This window comes from Pseudomonas sp. BS3767, assembly GCF_900099665.1.
Classification (GTDB): domain Bacteria; phylum Pseudomonadota; class Gammaproteobacteria; order Pseudomonadales; family Pseudomonadaceae; genus Aquipseudomonas; species Aquipseudomonas cerasi.
In genome coordinates, this window is sequence record NZ_FNCX01000002.1 from 537,130 (window position 1) to 554,099 (window position 16,970).

General features: G+C 59.5%; 14 protein-coding genes. 9 read left to right on the forward strand and 5 right to left on the reverse strand.

The annotated features are described in order from the left end of the window. Positions 1-61: 61 nt before the first annotated feature. On the reverse strand, positions 62-1,099 hold the full coding sequence (mreB, locus tag BLR16_RS06960; protein WP_002555108.1) for a rod shape-determining protein MreB: 1,038 nt from the start codon (positions 1,097-1,099) through the stop codon (positions 62-64). 205 nt (positions 1,100-1,304) lie between these two features. Between mreB and gatC the strand changes: the two genes are divergently transcribed. The 6 genes from gatC to BLR16_RS06990 all read left to right on the forward strand — a co-directional run bounded on the left by gatC (position 1,305) and on the right by BLR16_RS06990 (position 6,765). Further along, positions 1,305-1,592, forward strand: a complete 288-nt coding sequence (gatC, locus tag BLR16_RS06965; protein WP_002555109.1) for an Asp-tRNA(Asn)/Glu-tRNA(Gln) amidotransferase subunit GatC — start codon at positions 1,305-1,307, stop codon at positions 1,590-1,592. Positions 1,593-1,606: 14 nt separating this feature from the next. Next, positions 1,607-3,058, forward strand: a complete 1,452-nt coding sequence (gatA, locus tag BLR16_RS06970) for an Asp-tRNA(Asn)/Glu-tRNA(Gln) amidotransferase subunit GatA (RefSeq protein WP_058416186.1) — start codon at positions 1,607-1,609, stop codon at positions 3,056-3,058. A 10-nt stretch (positions 3,059-3,068) separates the two neighbouring features. Beyond that, positions 3,069-4,514: an Asp-tRNA(Asn)/Glu-tRNA(Gln) amidotransferase subunit GatB gene (gene gatB, locus BLR16_RS06975; RefSeq protein ID WP_058398014.1), complete on the forward strand. Its 1,446-nt coding sequence runs from the start codon at positions 3,069-3,071 to the stop codon at positions 4,512-4,514. A 355-nt stretch (positions 4,515-4,869) separates the two neighbouring features. After that, positions 4,870-5,238 (forward strand): septal ring lytic transglycosylase RlpA family protein, encoded by a 369-nt coding sequence (locus BLR16_RS06980; protein WP_003307318.1) that lies wholly within the window; start codon positions 4,870-4,872, stop codon positions 5,236-5,238. Positions 5,239-5,316: 78 nt separating this feature from the next. Beyond that, positions 5,317-6,348, forward strand: coding sequence for a calcium/sodium antiporter (locus BLR16_RS06985; protein ID WP_003431514.1), 1,032 nt, complete (start codon positions 5,317-5,319; stop codon positions 6,346-6,348). Positions 6,349-6,381: 33 nt separating this feature from the next. Beyond that, positions 6,382-6,765 carry a carboxymuconolactone decarboxylase family protein gene (locus BLR16_RS06990; RefSeq protein WP_003431517.1) on the forward strand — a complete coding sequence of 128 codons (384 nt, stop codon included), beginning with the start codon at positions 6,382-6,384 and terminating at the stop codon, positions 6,763-6,765. Here the strand turns inward: BLR16_RS06990 and BLR16_RS06995 are convergent. After that, positions 6,762-7,703, reverse strand: coding sequence for an AEC family transporter (locus BLR16_RS06995; protein ID WP_054082035.1), 942 nt, complete (start codon positions 7,701-7,703; stop codon positions 6,762-6,764). The two genes, BLR16_RS06990 and BLR16_RS06995, sit on opposite strands and share 4 nt — an antisense overlap. Positions 7,704-7,810: 107 nt before the next feature. Beyond that, positions 7,811-9,394 carry an alkaline phosphatase D family protein gene (locus BLR16_RS07000; RefSeq protein WP_074805400.1) on the reverse strand — a complete coding sequence of 528 codons (1,584 nt, stop codon included), beginning with the start codon at positions 9,392-9,394 and terminating at the stop codon, positions 7,811-7,813. Positions 9,395-9,551: 157 nt separating this feature from the next. On the opposite strand from BLR16_RS07000, the gene BLR16_RS07005 reads away from it, so the two are divergent. The 3 genes from BLR16_RS07005 to BLR16_RS07015 all read left to right on the forward strand — a co-directional run bounded on the left by BLR16_RS07005 (position 9,552) and on the right by BLR16_RS07015 (position 14,011). Continuing rightward, positions 9,552-10,568, forward strand: coding sequence for a class I SAM-dependent rRNA methyltransferase (locus BLR16_RS07005; protein ID WP_003431522.1), 1,017 nt, complete (start codon positions 9,552-9,554; stop codon positions 10,566-10,568). A gap of 123 nt (positions 10,569-10,691) precedes the next feature. Continuing rightward, positions 10,692-13,676, forward strand: a complete 2,985-nt coding sequence (locus BLR16_RS07010; protein ID WP_054082033.1) for a DUF748 domain-containing protein — start codon at positions 10,692-10,694, stop codon at positions 13,674-13,676. Beyond that, a complete protein-coding gene (locus BLR16_RS07015) occupies positions 13,673-14,011 on the forward strand; it encodes a DUF2845 domain-containing protein (RefSeq protein WP_003364124.1) in 339 nt (112 codons plus the stop codon). The genes BLR16_RS07010 and BLR16_RS07015 overlap by 4 nt, the downstream gene beginning before the upstream one ends. A gap of 150 nt (positions 14,012-14,161) precedes the next feature. Here BLR16_RS07015 and BLR16_RS07020 read toward each other — a convergent pair whose 3' ends face one another. Both BLR16_RS07020 and pnp read right to left on the reverse strand, forming a co-directional pair. Then, positions 14,162-14,515, reverse strand: coding sequence for a BON domain-containing protein (locus BLR16_RS07020; protein WP_002555119.1), 354 nt, complete (start codon positions 14,513-14,515; stop codon positions 14,162-14,164). A gap of 288 nt (positions 14,516-14,803) precedes the next feature. Continuing rightward, positions 14,804-16,909, reverse strand: coding sequence for a polyribonucleotide nucleotidyltransferase (gene pnp / locus BLR16_RS07025; RefSeq protein WP_074805092.1), 2,106 nt, complete (start codon positions 16,907-16,909; stop codon positions 14,804-14,806). Positions 16,910-16,970: the final 61 nt, after the last annotated feature.

Sequence of the window (16,970 nt, forward strand, 5' to 3'; positions counted from 1 at the left end):
CATACAGGTAGCATATCCGCTACCTGCATACAAAAGACTCCGTGAAAGGCACCCCGGCGAATTATTCGCTGGAGAGCAGATCCATGGTGTGCTTATCCATCATTTCCAGCGCACGGCCACCGCCACGCGCTACACAGGTCAGCGGATCTTCGGCAACGATGACCGGCAGACCGGTTTCCTGCGCCAACAACTTGTCCAGATCACGCAGCAGCGCACCACCACCGGTCAGGACCAGACCACGCTCGGCGATGTCCGAGGCCAGTTCCGGAGGCGATTGCTCCAGAGCGCTCTTGACCGCCTGAACGATGGTCGCCAGCGACTCCTGCAGTGCTTCGAGTACTTCGTTGGAGTTCAGCGTGAACGCACGCGGAACGCCTTCAGCCAGGTTACGGCCACGGACGTCGACTTCGCGCACTTCACCGCCCGGATAGGCAGTACCGATTTCCTGCTTGATGCGCTCGGCAGTGGATTCGCCGATCAGGCTGCCGTAGTTGCGGCGCACATAGGTGATGATCGCTTCGTCGAAACGGTCACCGCCGACCCGTACGGATTCGGCATACACCACACCGTTCAGGGAAATCAGGGCGATTTCTGTGGTGCCGCCGCCGATGTCGACAACCATCGAGCCGCGAGCTTCTTCCACCGGCAGACCGGCACCGATTGCTGCGGCCATCGGCTCTTCGATCAGGAAGACTTCGCGTGCGCCTGCACCCAGGGCCGACTCGCGAATCGCGCGACGCTCAACCTGGGTGGATTTGCACGGAACGCAGATCAGCACACGAGGGCTGGGCTGCAGAAAGCTGTTTTCATGAACCTTGTTAATGAAGTACTGCAACATTTTTTCGCAGACGCTGAAATCGGCGATAACGCCGTCTTTCATTGGACGAATGGCTGCGATGTTGCCTGGAGTACGGCCCAGCATGCGCTTGGCTTCGGTACCGACGGCCACGACACTCTTCTGGTTGCCGTGAGTACGAATGGCAACGACAGAGGGTTCATTCAGAACGATACCGCGCTCACGCACGTAAATAAGGGTGTTGGCAGTGCCCAGGTCGATGGATAGATCACTGGAAAACATGCCACGCAGTTTCTTGAACATGGGAAAGGGACCCTAGGGAACGCGTGGTAAAAAAAGTGCGGCAAACTCTAACAACGACAGGGATTTTGGGCAAGGAGCCAATATGCTAAATTGGCGGTTTTCCGAACACCACCCTCGACGTTAGCGGCTTGAGACAGTAATAACGCGATAGTGTTCCGCAATTGGCAACAAAGCAAATCCATAAGCATTCCACTGGAGATACCCCATGGCGCTTGAACGCTCCGACGTGGAAAAGATCGCTCATCTGGCCCGACTGGGTCTCAATGACGCCGATATCCCGCGTACCACCGAAGCACTTAACAGCATTCTTGGGCTGGTCGATCAGATGCAAGCAGTCGACACCACTGGCATCGAGCCGCTGGCTCACCCGCTGGAAGCCACCCAGCGCCTGCGCGAAGACGCCGTCACCGAGCGAAATCGTCGTGACACTTACCAAGCCATCGCACCAGCGGTCCAAGACGGCCTCTATCTGGTTCCGAAAGTCATCGAGTAAGGGAAAGCGCCTGCATGCATCAAATGACTCTGGCCGAGATCGCTCGCGGACTCGCCGATAAAAAGTTTTCTTCCGAAGAGCTGACTCGCGTTCTGCTGTCGCGCATCGCGACGCTCGACCCGCAGCTCAACAGCTTCATCAGCCTTACTGAAGACCTGGCCATCACCCAGGCGCAGGCGGCAGACGCGCGCCGCGCCGCTGGTGAAAACGGCCCGCTGCTCGGCGCTCCGCTGGCGCACAAGGACCTGTTCTGCACCCAGGGCATCCGCACCAGTTGCGGCTCGCTGATGCTCGACAATTTCAAGGCACCGTACGACGCCACGGTTGTTTCGCGTCTGGCAACGGCCGGTACTGTGACACTGGGCAAGACCAACATGGACGAATTCGCCATGGGTTCGGCCAACGAATCCAGCCATTACGGCGCGGTGAAAAACCCGTGGAACCTGGAATGCGTTCCTGGCGGTTCTTCGGGTGGTTCGGCAGCCGCTGTCGCTGCACGCCTGTTGCCCGCCGCGACCGGCACCGACACGGGCGGCTCGATTCGCCAACCTGCGGCACTGACCAACCTCACGGGCCTCAAGCCGACCTACGGCCGCGTATCGCGCTGGGGCATGATTGCCTACGCCTCCAGCCTCGATCAGGCGGGGCCGATGGCACGCACGGCCGAAGACTGCGCACTGCTGCTGCAAGGCATGGCCGGTTTCGATCCGCAGGACTCGACCAGTATCGACGAGCCGGTTCCGGACTACTCCGCCAGCCTCAATACCTCGCTCAAGGGCCTGCGTATCGGTGTGCCGAAAGAGTATTTCAGCGCAGGTCTGGACCCGCGCATCGCGCAGCTGGTGCATGAAAGCGTCAAGGAGCTGGAAAAGCTCGGCGCGATCGTCAAGGAAATCAGCCTGCCGAACCTGCAGCACGCGATCCCGGCCTACTACGTCATCGCCCCGGCTGAAGCCTCGTCCAACCTGTCGCGCTTTGACGGTGTGCGTTTCGGCTACCGCTGCGAAGACCCGAAAGACCTGACCGACCTGTACAAGCGCTCGCGCGCCGAAGGCTTCGGCCCGGAAGTCCAGCGACGCATCATGGTCGGCGCCTACGCGCTGTCGGCGGGTTACTACGACGCCTATTACCTGCAGGCGCAGAAAATCCGTCGCCTGATCAAGAACGACTTCATGAGCGCGTTCGCCGATGTCGACGTGATTCTCGGCCCGACCACGCCCAACCCGGCCTGGAAGATCGGCGCCAAGACCAACGATCCGATTGCCGAATACCTGGAAGACTTCTACACCATCACCGCCAACCTGGCGGGCCTGCCCGGCTTGTCCATGCCTGCAGGCTTCGTCGACGGTCTACCGGTCGGCGTGCAACTGCTCGCTCCGTATTTCCAGGAAGGCCGTCTCTTGAATGTGGCGCATCAGTATCAGCAAGTCACCGACTGGCACACTCGCGCACCTGAAGGCTTCTGAGGAGAAACACATGCAATGGGAAGTCGTCATCGGGCTGGAGATTCATACCCAGCTTTCGACCCAATCAAAGATTTTTTCCGGTAGCGCGACCACGTTCGGCTCCGAGCCCAACACGCAGGCCAGCCTCGTCGATCTGGGCATGCCTGGCGTATTGCCGGTGCTGAACAAGGAAGCCGTGCGCATGGCCGTCAAGTTCGGCCTGGCCGTCAACGCCGAAATCGGCCAGCACAACGTGTTCGCCCGCAAGAACTACTTCTACCCGGACTTGCCCAAGGGCTATCAGATCAGCCAGATGGAGCTGCCGATCGTCGGCAAGGGCCACCTGGACATCCCCCTTGAAGACGGCACGGTCAAGCGCATCGGCATCACCCGTGCGCACCTGGAAGAGGATGCAGGCAAGAGCCTGCACGAAGACTTCCAGGGCATGACCGGTATCGACCTGAACCGTGCTGGCACGCCGCTGCTGGAGATCGTTTCCGAGCCGGACATGCGCAGCGCCAAGGAAGCCGTGGCTTACGTCAAGGCCATCCACGCGATCGTGCGCTACCTGGGCATCTGTGATGGCAACATGGCCGAAGGTTCGCTGCGCTGCGACTGCAACGTATCGATTCGTCCGAAGGGCCAGGTCGAGTTCGGCACGCGCTGCGAGATCAAGAACGTCAACTCGTTCCGCTTTATCGAAAAGGCGATCAACAGCGAGATTCAGCGCCAGATCGATCTGATCGAAGACGGTGGCAAGGTTATCCAGCAAACGCGCCTGTATGACCCGAACACCAACGAAACCCGCGCCATGCGCAGCAAGGAGGAAGCCAACGACTACCGTTACTTCCCCGACCCGGATCTGTTGCCGGTGATCATCGAGGATTCTTTCCTCGAAGAAACCCGCGCCACCTTGCCGGAGCTGCCACCACAGAAACGCGAACGCTTCCAGAGCCAGTTCGGCCTCTCGACCTACGACGCCAGCGTGCTGGCTTCGAGCCGCGAGCAGGCTGACTACTTCGAACAGGTGGTGAGCATCAGTGGTGACGCCAAACTGGCAGCCAACTGGGTCATGGTCGAGCTGGGCAGCCTGCTCAACAAGCAGGGCCTGGAGATCGACCAGTCGCCGGTCAGTGCCGAGCAGTTGGGCGGCATGCTCAAGCGCATCACTGACAACACCATTTCCGGCAAGATCGCGAAAATGGTCTTCGAGGCGATGGCCAATGGTGAAGGCAGCGCCGATGAAATCATCGAAAAGCGCGGCCTGAAGCAGGTCACCGACAGCGGTGCCATTGAATCGATGCTCGACGAGGTGCTGGCAGCCAACGCGGAGCAGGTCGAACAATATCGCGCCGCCGATGAAGCCAAGCGCGGCAAGATGTTCGGTTTCTTCGTTGGTCAGGCGATGAAAGCTTCCAAAGGCAAAGCCAACCCGCAGCAGGTCAACGAATTGCTGAAGACCAAGCTGGAGGGCTGATCCTCGTCACTCACGTTCCCATGCTATGCGATCAGCGTTATACACGAGTCTTGTGGGAGCGAGTTTGCTCGCGAATAGGCCGGTACAGCCTCTAGAGACAGGGCGTTTGGACCAAGGTCTTCGTGAGCAAGCTCACTCCCACGGAGATCTTTATTCACATCGCGATTGCGGTCAAAGACCCCGCCTTCTGGGCTCTTCATGACTTATGTATAACGCTGAGCGCTCCGCGTGGGAATGCAGTTCCGGACGCTCTGCGTCCGCTGTTGAGTACTCGGAACGTCACGAAATGCATGCCAGCATGGAGGATTGGCACGAGCGTCAACCACAACTACTCCGGCACTCAGGAACCCACCCCATGCGCCGCCTTATTTTTGCCTGCAGCCTGCTGACCTTACTGGCAGGGTGCGCCAACCACATCATCGACCCCCATGGTTACGACGAGACTGGCACCGCCGCCTATTACGGCGCCCGCCATCATGGCAACCGCACTGCCAGCGGCGAACCGTTCAATCAGAATGCGCTGACCGCTGCGCACCGACAACTGCCTTTCGGCACGCGCGTCAAGGTCACCAACCTGGACAACGACAGGTCGGTAGTCGTACGCGTCAACGATCGCGGCCCTCACACGCGCGGCCGTCTGATCGATGTCTCTCGCGAAGCGGCCGAACAACTGGGTATGCTGCGCAGCGGGACAGCGCCAGTCCGCGTGCAGGCCCTGGATTAACCCCAACCTCCGATCACCTCCGACAAGGACACTCGTATTCTCCAGCTATCGGCCCTGCCCGCCCCCGCGCTTATCCAAATGCTCAGTGGCTTGTTATTGCTGCTGATCGGGGCGGAACTGTCAGTGCGTGCAGCGGTACATCTGGCGGCGATTTTCAAGGTCCGGCCACTGATCGTCGGTCTGACCGTCGTGGCGATGGGCACCAGTGCGCCGCAGATGGCAGTCAGCCTGCAAGCCGCGTTTGCCGATAACACCGACATCGCCGTGGGCAGTGTCATCGGCGGCAACATTTTCAATGTACTGGTGATCCTTGGCCTCTGCGCGCTGATCATTCCGCTACGCGTTGCCCGTCAGGTACTGCACATCGATATTCCGTTGATGATCGGTGCCTGCCTGCTGGCTATCGGTCTTTCGTGGAACGGCGAATTCAGCAAACTGGACGGCGCACTGCTGCTTGCCGGGTTGCTGGCCTGCCTGATTATCATCATCCGTCAGGGTGGCCATGCGCCGCGCCACGGGCATGCCGAGACAGCCGAAAAACCTCGTACCTTCACACGCATGCTCATGCTTGCCACGGGCTTGCTGCTGCTGACCGCTGGCGGACACCTGCTGGTCGACGCTTCAGTGGTGATTGCCATCCACCTGGGGCTTTCCGAACGCATCGTCGGCCTGACCATCATTGCCATCGGTACATCATTGCCGGCACTGATGACCTCGCTGATCGCAGCGTTCCGTGGTGAACGCGATATTGCCGTGGGTAACGTCATCGGCAGCAACCTGTTCAACCTGCTGGGCGTACTGGGGCTGACCGCACTGATCGCCCCGGTGCCGCTGACGATCTCGCCAAATGCGCTGGTGTTCGACCTGCCGATCATGCTCGGCGTCTCGCTGTTGTGCGTGCCGCTGTTCTATTCCGGATACCGGATAGACCGTCTGGAAGGCCTGTTTCTGCTGTCGTTGTACCTGACCTACGGGCTGCATATCCTGTCGATCAGCACCGGCATGGCGCTGGCCGAACGGCTTGAAAGCAAAATGCTCACGCTGGTGTTGCCTGTGCTGGGTGCCGTGGTTGTCTGGGGCACGATTCGCGCGTGGCGACGCCAGCACTGACCTCCAACCCGCATCGATACAAGGAGCAAGGCCATGACAGACAAAACGATCAGCGATGGCGAACAGATCCGTCGCCAGGTGATGGGCGATGTCTTCGTCGACCGTGCGCTGGCGAACGCCACCGATTTCAGCCAGCCGCTGCAGGATTTCGTCAACGAGCACGCCTGGGGCAGCGTCTGGAGTCGCGAAGGTCTGCCGCTGAAAACCCGCAGCCTGATCACCCTGGCCGCCCTCACCGCCCTGAAATGCCCGCAAGAACTGAAGGGCCACGTTCGTGGCGCACTGAACAATGGCTGCACGGTCGAGGAGATTCGCGAAGCCCTGCTGCACTGCGCGGTGTACGCCGGCGTGCCAGCGGCCATCGATGCGTTTCGTGCGGCGCAGGAAGTGATCGACAGCTACGTCAAAACCGATTAGATCCAGCCGCCCCATTGCAGGATGAAAATCCCCACGTTGGTCGTGACCGCGGCAGCCAGCGTGGTGATGACGATGATCGCAGCGGCCAGCTCGTAATTGCCGTTGGCCGTACGCGCCATGATGTAGCTGGCAGCCGCTGTCGGGCTGCCGAAATACAGGAACAGAATCCCCAGTTCAGCGCCGCGAAAACCGGCCAGCCAGGCGGCCAGCGTGCACAGCACTGGCAGCGTGACCATCTTCATGACGCTGGCGCTGACAGCCAGTTTTCCACTCTTGCGCAACGACGCCAGCGACAGCGTGCCACCGATGCAGATCAGTGCCAGCGGCAGGGTCATCTGGGCAAGATAGCTGCCGGAGGTTTCCAGCCATTTGGGCAAGCCGATGGCGAAGTAAGCGAAGGGCGAGGCGATGATCACACTGATGATCAGCGGGTTGGCCAGCACGCTTTTGAAGATGCTCCAGGGGTCGGACTTGATCACCGGGCTGTAAACCGCCAATACCACCGTCGATAACGTGTTGTAAAAGACGATGACCAACGCGGCGAGAATGGCGCCCAGTGAAATGCCATCAGGCCCGTACATGCTGGCCGCCAGGGCCAGACCGATGACCCCGTTATTGCCACGAAACGCGCCCTGGACGTAGATCCCGCGCTCTTCGTACGGGCAACGCCAGATCGCCCATCCCCAGGCGAACGCGAAACTCAGGAGCGTCGCAACGCTGAAAAAAATCAGCAGTTTGGGCTGCAATGCGGTGCGCAGGTCGGCGTGAATAATGCCCAGAAACAGCAGCGCAGGCATGGTGACGTTGAACACCAGCCCGGAAGCCGCAACGATGAAACCATCATTGATCGCACCGATACGCCTGAGGAACACGCCCAGAAACAGCATGGCAAACACCGGGGCGGTGATGTTCAGGGTTTCGAGAAAAATAGCCAGCATGCAACGCATCCGGTCCCGTCGTTAGGTAGCTCATGATAGGCCACCGACGACAAGCATGTTGCACGGAATTTCCGAAGCCCTGATCAACCCGCCACAGCGGTTGTTTATCAGACGATGCGGCTGACTGCCTTCTCAGGCTGGAGCCTGCGCTCGAAGACCGAGACCCCGTCGAGATCGCGCAGCGTCACGGTCATCTCACCGGTCTGTCCGTCGATATTCACTTCACCAAAGAACTGAAAACCCGCAAATGGCGAGGTGTTCTGCGCAGGAGGCGCCTTCTGGAACACCAGCTCGGGGCCAAAGGTCTTGTCCAGCACATTGGGACCATAGCTACCGGCATTCAACGGCCCGGCAACGAACTCCCAAAACGGGTCGAAGTCCTGAAACTCGGCCAGATCCGGCTGATAATGATGCGCAGCGCAGTAATGCACGTCGGCCGTCAGCCAGACACAATCGCGAATCTTCTGCGCGCGCAGGTACGCCAGCAATTCGGCGACCTCCAGCTCGCGCCCCGAGGCCGGCCCGTCATTGCCGTTGGCGATGGCCTCCCAACGCTGTACGCCGGGGCTGACCTCACCATCCGGAACGCCCAGGCCGATGGGCATGTCCGCCGCGATGACTTTCCACTGCGCGCGCGACGCATTGAGCTCGCGCTTGAGCCAGTCCAGTTGCTCACGGCCCAGAAACGCAGTGGTCGGACCCGGTTTGTCAGCCAGGTTGGCATCGTTGCCGGCGCGATAGCTGCGCATGTCGAGGACGAAGACGTCGAGCATCGGACCGTAAGGGATCTTGCGATAAATGCGTCCGCCGTTGTCGGCTTCCTGCAAGCGTAATGGCGCGTATTCCAGATAAGCCTGGCGGGCCCGCGAGGACAGCAGGCTGATGTCCTTGACCTTGTAGCGATCATCGAGCTGTTTGCTGGGCGACCAGTTGTTGGTGACTTCGTGATCATCCCACTGCCAGATCTGCGGTACTTCGGCGTTGAAGCGACGCAGGTTTTCATCCATCAGGTTGTAGCGGTAATTGCCCCGGTATTCGTCAAGGGTCTCCGCCACCTTGCTCTTGGCCTCGGTGGTGATGTTGCGCCAGATACGCCCGTCCTCCGTGGTGAGCTGCTCCGGCACCGGGCTGTCGGCGTAGATGGTGTCACCGCTGTGGATAAAAAAGTCCGGCAAGCGCAAACGCATGGCTTCATAAATACGCATGCCGCCAATATCGGGGTTGATGCCAAAGCCCTGCCCGACCGTATCGCCGCTCCAGACGAAGCGGATGTCGCGGCGCTGCTGCGGTGTGCTGCGCAAATGGCCGAACCACGGTTCACTGACGACACCGCTCTGCGCATCCTCGAAAGACACCCGGTAGAAAATCGCCTGATCGACCGGCAGCCCGCTCAACTCGACCCGCGCGGTAAAGTCGCTACGCTGATCGGCCAGCGCCGACACCACGCGGCGTGGCTGGGTGAACATGCTGCGCGTGTCCCACTCGACGACCATGCGCGAAGGCCGGTCGCTTCGGCTCCAGACGATCGCCTTGTCGCCGAACACATCGCCGGACTGCACGCCATCCATCATCTTCGGACGATCCTGCACCGAGGCGATGACCGCCGGCGCAACACCCGGTAACAGCAGACCGGCACCTACCGTTCCAACGGCCTGGATGACACGGCGACGCTTGAGATCGAACTGGCTCACGGTTATCCCCTCGCTGACAGGCAAAAAAGCACCGTAGCAGGGGAATATTGGCGCTGTATGACAACGCAGGAGATCAAGCGCATGGCAGACTTCAAAAACCCCCGGCGTCCGGTAACTGGTAAACTCCCGCGCCTTATTCCAGCCCGAGGCGCTCAGCATGTCTTCCTTGAATCAGGCGCTCAGCGTCGCCCTCGATAATCGCCAGGCGTTGCTTGACCAATTGCATGGGCAGGGGACGGACTGCTATCGACTGTTTCACGGCAGCCAGGAGGGCGCCAGCGGGCTGACCATCGACCGCTACGGCCCGCAATTGCTGGTGCAGAGCTTTCATACCCGCCTGGATCGCGATGCCCTGCTGGCGCTGCATGAACAGGCCAACACGCGTCTGGGCCTGGATACCCTGCTGGTCTATAACGATCGCTCGCAAGGCAACTCGCGCGTGGATCGCCATGACACCGTGTACAAGGCTGAAGAAGCGGCTCTGGCCGATCATGTCGGCCACGAATGGGGGCTCAATTACCGGGTCCGCGGCCGGCATGCAGGCCAGGACCCGCTGTTGTTTCTCGACCTGCGCAACGCCCGCGGCTGGGTCAAGCAGCACAGCGCCGGGAAAAGCGTGCTGAATCTGTTCGCCTACACCTGCGGCGTCGGCCTCAGTGCTGCGGCCGGTGGCGCGAGTGAAGTGTGCAATCTGGACTTCGCCGAAGGCAATCTGGCGGTGGGTCGCGAGAATGGCGCGCTCAATCCGCAACTGCCGCCGATGCAATTCATCCAGTCGGATTATTTTCCGGCAATCCGCCAGTTGGCCGGGCTGCCCATTGCCGCACGCCGCAGCCAGCAATTGCCCAGCTACGTGAAACTGCAACAGCGCCAATATGATCTGGTCCTGCTTGATCCACCCGCCTGGGCCAAGAGCGCGTTCGGCACCGTTGACCTGCTGCGCGACTATCAAAGCCTGCTCAAACCTGCGCTGTTGACCACGGCAGACGATGGCGTGCTGATCTGCTGCAACAATCTGGCGAAAGTCAGCATGCAGGACTGGCGTGAACAGGTACTGCGCTGTGCCACCAAGGCCGGGCGTCCGGTGCGCGACTGCCAGGAGATGCGTCCCGCTGCAGACTTCCCGTCTCAGGACAATCAACCGCCGCTGAAAACGCTGATTCTGCAACTCTGATCCGGCGCTTGATAGCTTAACGTACAACCGGAAAGTTCCTACAAGCCGCGACGGCAGTGCCTTCGGAACCGAACAGGCATGCCATACTCCAAGGGCTTCCAAAAGAGAGAGACGCCGCTGCCCATGTCCAGAGGATTGAAACGCACACTTGGCTCCCTGCTGGCTGTGATCGCGCTCTACAGTTTGCTGGGTTTTTTCATTCTTCCCGGCGTCGCTCTGCGGATCGCGAACCAGCAACTGGCCAATTACGCCACAGTGCCGGCAAAACTCGAACGCCTGGAATTCAACCCCTTCACGCTGGAGCTGACGCTCTGGGGCCTGAACATCGGCACGCCAGGCAAGGAGCAGGTGGCGTTTGAAAAGCTTTATGCCAATCTGCAAATCAACAGCCTGTGGACGCGGGCCCTGCATCTGCAACGCGTCGAGCTGATCAAACCACGCACCGAGTTGCTGTTCGACAAACAGGGCAAGCTCAATCTGGCACAGCTGTTCAAGCTGCCCGCCAGCGAACCGACAAAGGACGAACCCGCCACCAAGCCATTCCCGCTGCGTATCGACGAAATCAAACTGGCGGGAGGCTACGTTCACTTCCAGGACCTGCGCCCCAGCCAGCCCATCGAGTTTCTATACGACGCGCTGGATTTCGAGCTCAAGAACCTCAGCACACTGCCTGAAGACAATGCCGACATGACCCTGGTCGCGGCGGGTCCGGACGGTGGGCAGATCGACTGGGTCGGCCGCATCAGCCTGATCCCGATCACCTCCGAGGGCACGCTGAAGGTCACCGACAGCAAGATGAAACTGTGGTGGCCTTACGTACGTGATGCCTTGCCGCTGGCGCTTGAGGACGGCGTGCTGAATTTCAGCACGGCCTACACACTGAACCTGTCCAAGAAGACCGAGCTCAAGTTGACCAACGTCTCGGCCAGTGTCGCGCCTTTCGCGCTCAACGCTCCCGACGGTCGCCCGTTGGTACGCCTGCAACGCATGGACGTCAGCGAAACATCGGTCGACCTCGCAAAGCAGCTGGTTACCGTAGGCAAGGTCCGCAGCCAGAAGCTGGAAACCTGGGCCGCACGTGAAACCGACGGGCAACTGGACTGGCAAAAACTGTTTGCCAGCCAACCTGGCAAGCCCGCAGCAACGCACACGCCAGCGGTGGACGAAAAAGCCGCCGAGCCGGCGCCTGCCACCGAGGCCTCAGCCAAAGCCAGCGATCAACCCGTGGCGCAGAGCAAACCCTGGCAAGTCCTGTTGCGGGATGTGCAGTTGCGCAACTACATGGTCCATCTGGCAGATCGCGTACCTCAAGAGCCGGTCGCGCTGGACGTTGGCCCACTGAATCTGGACATCCAGAACTTCGACAGCCTGAACAAGGCGCCCTTCACGCTCAAGCTGGATACCGGGCTGGGCAAACAGGGCAATCTCACTGCCGCCGGTGAAGTGAACCTCAACCCGGTCAGCGCACGACTCAACGTAACCACCCGCGACATCGACCTGCGCCTCGCTCAGGCCTACATCAGCCCGTTCATTCGTCTGGAGCTGCGCAGTGGCATGCTCGGCAGCGATCTGGCGGTCGACCTGAAAAGCACCGAGCCACTGGCGTTCAGCGTCACCGGTAAAGCACAGGTCAATCAGTTGCACACGCTGGATACGCTCAAGCAGCGCGACTTTCTGAAGTGGCAGCAATTGGCGCTCGAGGGGCTGGACTACCAGCACGGCAAGGGCCTGTCGATTGCCAAAGTGAACATGGATCAGCCCTACGCGCGCTTCATGATCAATGAGGACCGGACCACCAACATCGATGATCTATTGATCCCGCAGCCAGCCGATGCGGCTGCCGGCAAAACCGCCAGCCAGCCAAAGGCAGCCAGAACGCAAGCCGTAGGCAAGAAGGAAAACCCGCTGGCGATCTACGTGGGTGAAGTGAATATCAACGATGGCTCGGCAAACTTTGCCGACATGACCCTGACCCCCAACTTCGCCACCGCCGTGCAGCAACTCAATGGGCGTATCGGCACCATCGACAATCGCAAGCCTACACCGGCCCCCGTGAATATCGAGGGCAAGGTCGACCGCTATGCGCCGGTCACCATCAAGGGCAGCCTCAACCCGTTCGACCCGATGGCCAGTCTGGATATCACCACCAGCTTCAAGCGCGTCGAGCTGACCAACCTCACCCCCTACTCCGGCAAGTTCGCAGGTTTCCGGATCCGCAAGGGCCGGCTCAATCTCGACCTGCACTACCTGATTACCAAGGGCCAGCTCAAGGCCCAGAACAAGGTGCTGGTGGAGCAGCTACAGCTGGGTGAACGGGTCGACAGCCCGGATGCGCTGGACCTGCCTATTCGTCTGGCGGTCGCGCTGCTCAAGGATACCCAAGGGCGCATTTCCTTGGAGCTGCCCATCGAAGGCGACTTGAACAACCCGCAGTTCAGCGTCATGCCGATTGTCTGGCAGACCCTGCGTAACCTGGTGCTGCGTGCAGCACAGGCTCCGTTCAAGATGCTCGGCGGGCTGGTTGCCGGTGGAAGCTCCGAGGACCTCGGCAGCGTAAGTTTCGCGCCAGGCTCCAGTGACTTGTCGGCAGAGGCGCAAAAGGCCCTGGACAAGCTCTCGGTGGCGCTCAAGGAACGTCCGGACCTGAAGCTGGAGATCGAAGGCACCAGCGCCGCCAGCAGTGACGGTCCATTGATCGCTCAGCAAAGACTGGAACGCGAATACCAGTACACGTACTACAAGATCCTCCAGCGGCGCGGCGACAAGGTTCCAGCCAGGGCCGGTTTGATAGAGGTCCCGGAAGAGGAAAAGGCGCCTATGCTCGAAGGTATCTACAGGACACGCCTGAAACAGCAACCGCCCGCTGAGTGGGCCAGTCTGGGCAAGGAGCAGCGTGCTGCCCAGATGCGTGCCGCCGTACTCAAGTTCTGGAGCAGCAATGAGGTGCTGCTGCGCGAACTGGGCCAGAGCAGAGCCAGCAGTATCAAGGATTACCTGGTGGACAAGGGCAAGCTAGAAGACGCTCGCGTGTACTTCGTCGACGCGCAACTGGGTCAGGCCCAACCGGATGGTAAAGTCATCAGCCCCCTCCACCTCGACAGCGAATGAAGCCATTGGCACACACCCGAATCAAACGGCTGATCAACCTGACCCTCGCCGCCATGGCCGGGTCAGTTGTCGCATCAGCGTATGCCACCTCGACCCTGCGTTGCGGCAGCCAGCTGGTCAGCACCGGCGACCGGACGTTCGAGGTCCAGCAGAAATGCGGCGAACCGGTCAGCCAGGAAGTACTCGGCACTCGGGAAACCTTTAGTAGTAATTATCGAAGGTCAGAAGCCGTGAAGATCGAGGAATGGATCTACGGTCCTGATAACGGCATGTATCAGTACCTGCGCTTTGAAGGCGGTCGCCTGGTAGGCATCGAGAGCAAACGCCGCAACTGATCCCCCGGCTCCCCTTCCCTTCATGTGTTTCGTAGCGCCCATAGAAAAGGCCCCGACTCTTCAGTCGGGGCCTTTAATGGCTACATCCTTGTAGCCTCGCATGAACCTTCCATCAATCAATGACTGCGGGTGTTCATGAGCAGTATTCGATTACTCGGCTTTCAGGCCAGCAGCCGATACGTCTTTAACACCTTTGATTTTCTTGGTGATAGCGACGGCAGTGTTTTTCTGAGCTTCGGTAACTTTTACCATGGAGGACAGGGAAACCACACCTTTGTTGGTCTCAACCTTGATGTCCGAACCTGGGATGCCTTTTTCAGTCAGCAGATCAGCTTTGACTTTGGTGGTGATCCAGGTGTCAGAAGTGTCTTCTTTGACTTCTTGAGTAGTGGTGTTAGCTGCCAGAACCATTGGCGCTTGAGCCGAGGTCTGTGCGAAAGCAGCGTTGGCCATGGTCAGAGTCAGGGCAGTAGCGGTAGCAGCGGCAATAGCGAACTTCTTCATACGATAACTCCTGTTTTTCTCAAAATCTGCACCAGCATGTGGTGGCAGGGTTAACAGGTATATCGCAAGCGGTGTGCCAAAAACGAGACAGTTAAAATAGCCTTTAAAATCAATTGCTTATGTTTTTCTTTGTTTTGCTGAGTCGTGCAGATTGCCCGTTCGTCCAAACCCGGGCTTGCAAGATGCATGTTTGTACCGAGCAGTTTGCATGCTCCATGTGTAAGCCTCTAATTGCGCTCATAAAAAAAGGACTCCGAAGAGTCCTTTTTCATCTGCAGCTCAGATCAATCAGACGCCCGACGCTTTCGCTGCGGCTACGTCCTTGATCGACAGCTTGATACGGCCGCGGTTATCCACGTCCAGTACCAGTACTTCGACTTCCTGACCTTCCTTGAGGATATCGGTCACTTTCTCTACGCGAGCATCGCTCAGCATCGAGATGTGAACCAGACCATCCTTGCCCGGCAGGATGTTGACGAATGCGCCGAAATCGACGATGCGCTCAACCTTACCGACGTAGATCTTGCCGATCTCCGCTTCTGCGGTGATACCCAGAACGCGCTGACGTGCTGCCTCAGCCGCTTCCTTGGACTCGCCGAAGATCTTGATCGAGCCGTCGTCTTCGATGTCGATCGAAGCCTTGGTTTCTTCGCAGATGGCACGGATGGTTGCGCCACCCTTGCCGATCACGTCACGGATCTTGTCGGTGTCGATCTTCATCGCGATCATCGTCGGAGCGTTGGCTGACAGTTCGTTACGCGACTGACCGATGATCTGGTTCATCTGACCGAGAATGTTCAGGCGAGCTTCCAGGGCCTGGCCCAGGGCGATCTCCATGATTTCTTCGGTGATGCCTTTGATCTTGATGTCCATCTGCAGCGCGGTAACACCTTTGGAGGTACCGGCTACCTTGAAGTCCATGTCGCCCAGATGGTCTTCGTCACCCAGGATGTCGGTCAGAATGGCGAACTTCTCGCCTTCCTTGACCAGGCCCATGGCGATACCGGCAACCGGCGCCTTCATCGGCACACCAGCGTCCATCAGAGCCAGGGAAGCACCACAGACCGAAGCCATGGAGCTGGAGCCGTTGGACTCGGTGATTTCCGACACAACACGGATGGTGTACGGGAACACGTCTGCGCCTGGCAGCATGGCCTGGACACTGCGACGGGCCAGACGGCCGTGACCGATTTCACGACGACCTGCGCCGCCCATGCGGCCACACTCGCCCACCGAGAACGGAGGGAAGTTGTAGTGCAGCATGAAGGGGTCTTTTTTCTCGCCTTCGAGCGTATCGAGCAGCTGTGCGTCACGTGCAGTACCCAGCGTGGCAACAACCAGCGCCTGAGTTTCGCCACGGGTGAACAGTGCCGAACCGTGGGTCTTTGGCAGAACACCGACTTCGATGTTCAGAGGACGTACGGTGCGCGTGTCACGGCCATCGATACGCGGCTTGCCGTTAACGATGTTTTCGCGAACGGTGCGGTATTCGATTTCACCGAAAGCGGCTTTGACTTCGCTGGCAGACGGGCTGCCTTCTTCCACAGCCAGTTTGGCAACGATCTGATCTTTCAGCTCGCCCAGACGCGCATAACGGTCGGCTTTGACGGTGATGGTGTAAGCCTGGGAGATCGCTTCGCCGAACTCGGAGCGGATAGCGCTCAGCAGTTCAGTCGCTTCAGGCTTAGGCAGCCACGCCCAGGTAGGCTTGGCGGCTTCGGCAGCCAGTTCCTTGATGGCGTTGATCACGACCTGGAACTCGTCATGCGCGAACAGCACAGCGCCCAGCATCTGGTCTTCGGTCAGCTCTTTGGCTTCCGATTCAACCATCAGGACGGCTTCGGAAGTACCGGCAACGACCATGTCCAGGCTCGAAGCCTGCAGTTGCTCGTAAGTCGGGTTCAACAGGTAGCCGGTGCTTTCGTGGAAAGCAACGCGGGCAGCACCAACCGGACCGTCAAACGGGATACCGGAGATGGCCAGGGCAGCCGAAGTACCGATCATCGCAGCGATGTCCGGATCGGTTTTCTTGCTGGTGGAGACGACGGTGCAGACAACCTGCACTTCGTTCATGAAGCCTTCTGGAAACAACGGGCGGATCGGGCGGTCGATCAGGCGCGAAGTCAGGGTTTCTTTCTCGGAAGGACGGCCTTCACGCTTGAAGAAACCGCCAGGGATCTTGCCGGCAGCGTAGGTTTTTTCCTGATAGTGCACGGACAGAGGGAAGAAGCCTTTGCCAGCGTCAGCCTGTTTGGCGCCGACCACAGTCACGAGTACGCTGACGTCGTCGTCAACGGTGACCAATACTGCACCAGAGGCTTGACGGGCGATACGGCCTGTCTCGAGGGTTACGGTCGATTGACCGAACTGAAACTTTTTGATTACCGGGTTCACGGTTTCCTACCTTTCTTTGTGGCTCTTGGGGAACTGGTTTCTTGCGAATTCTTGGGCAGCG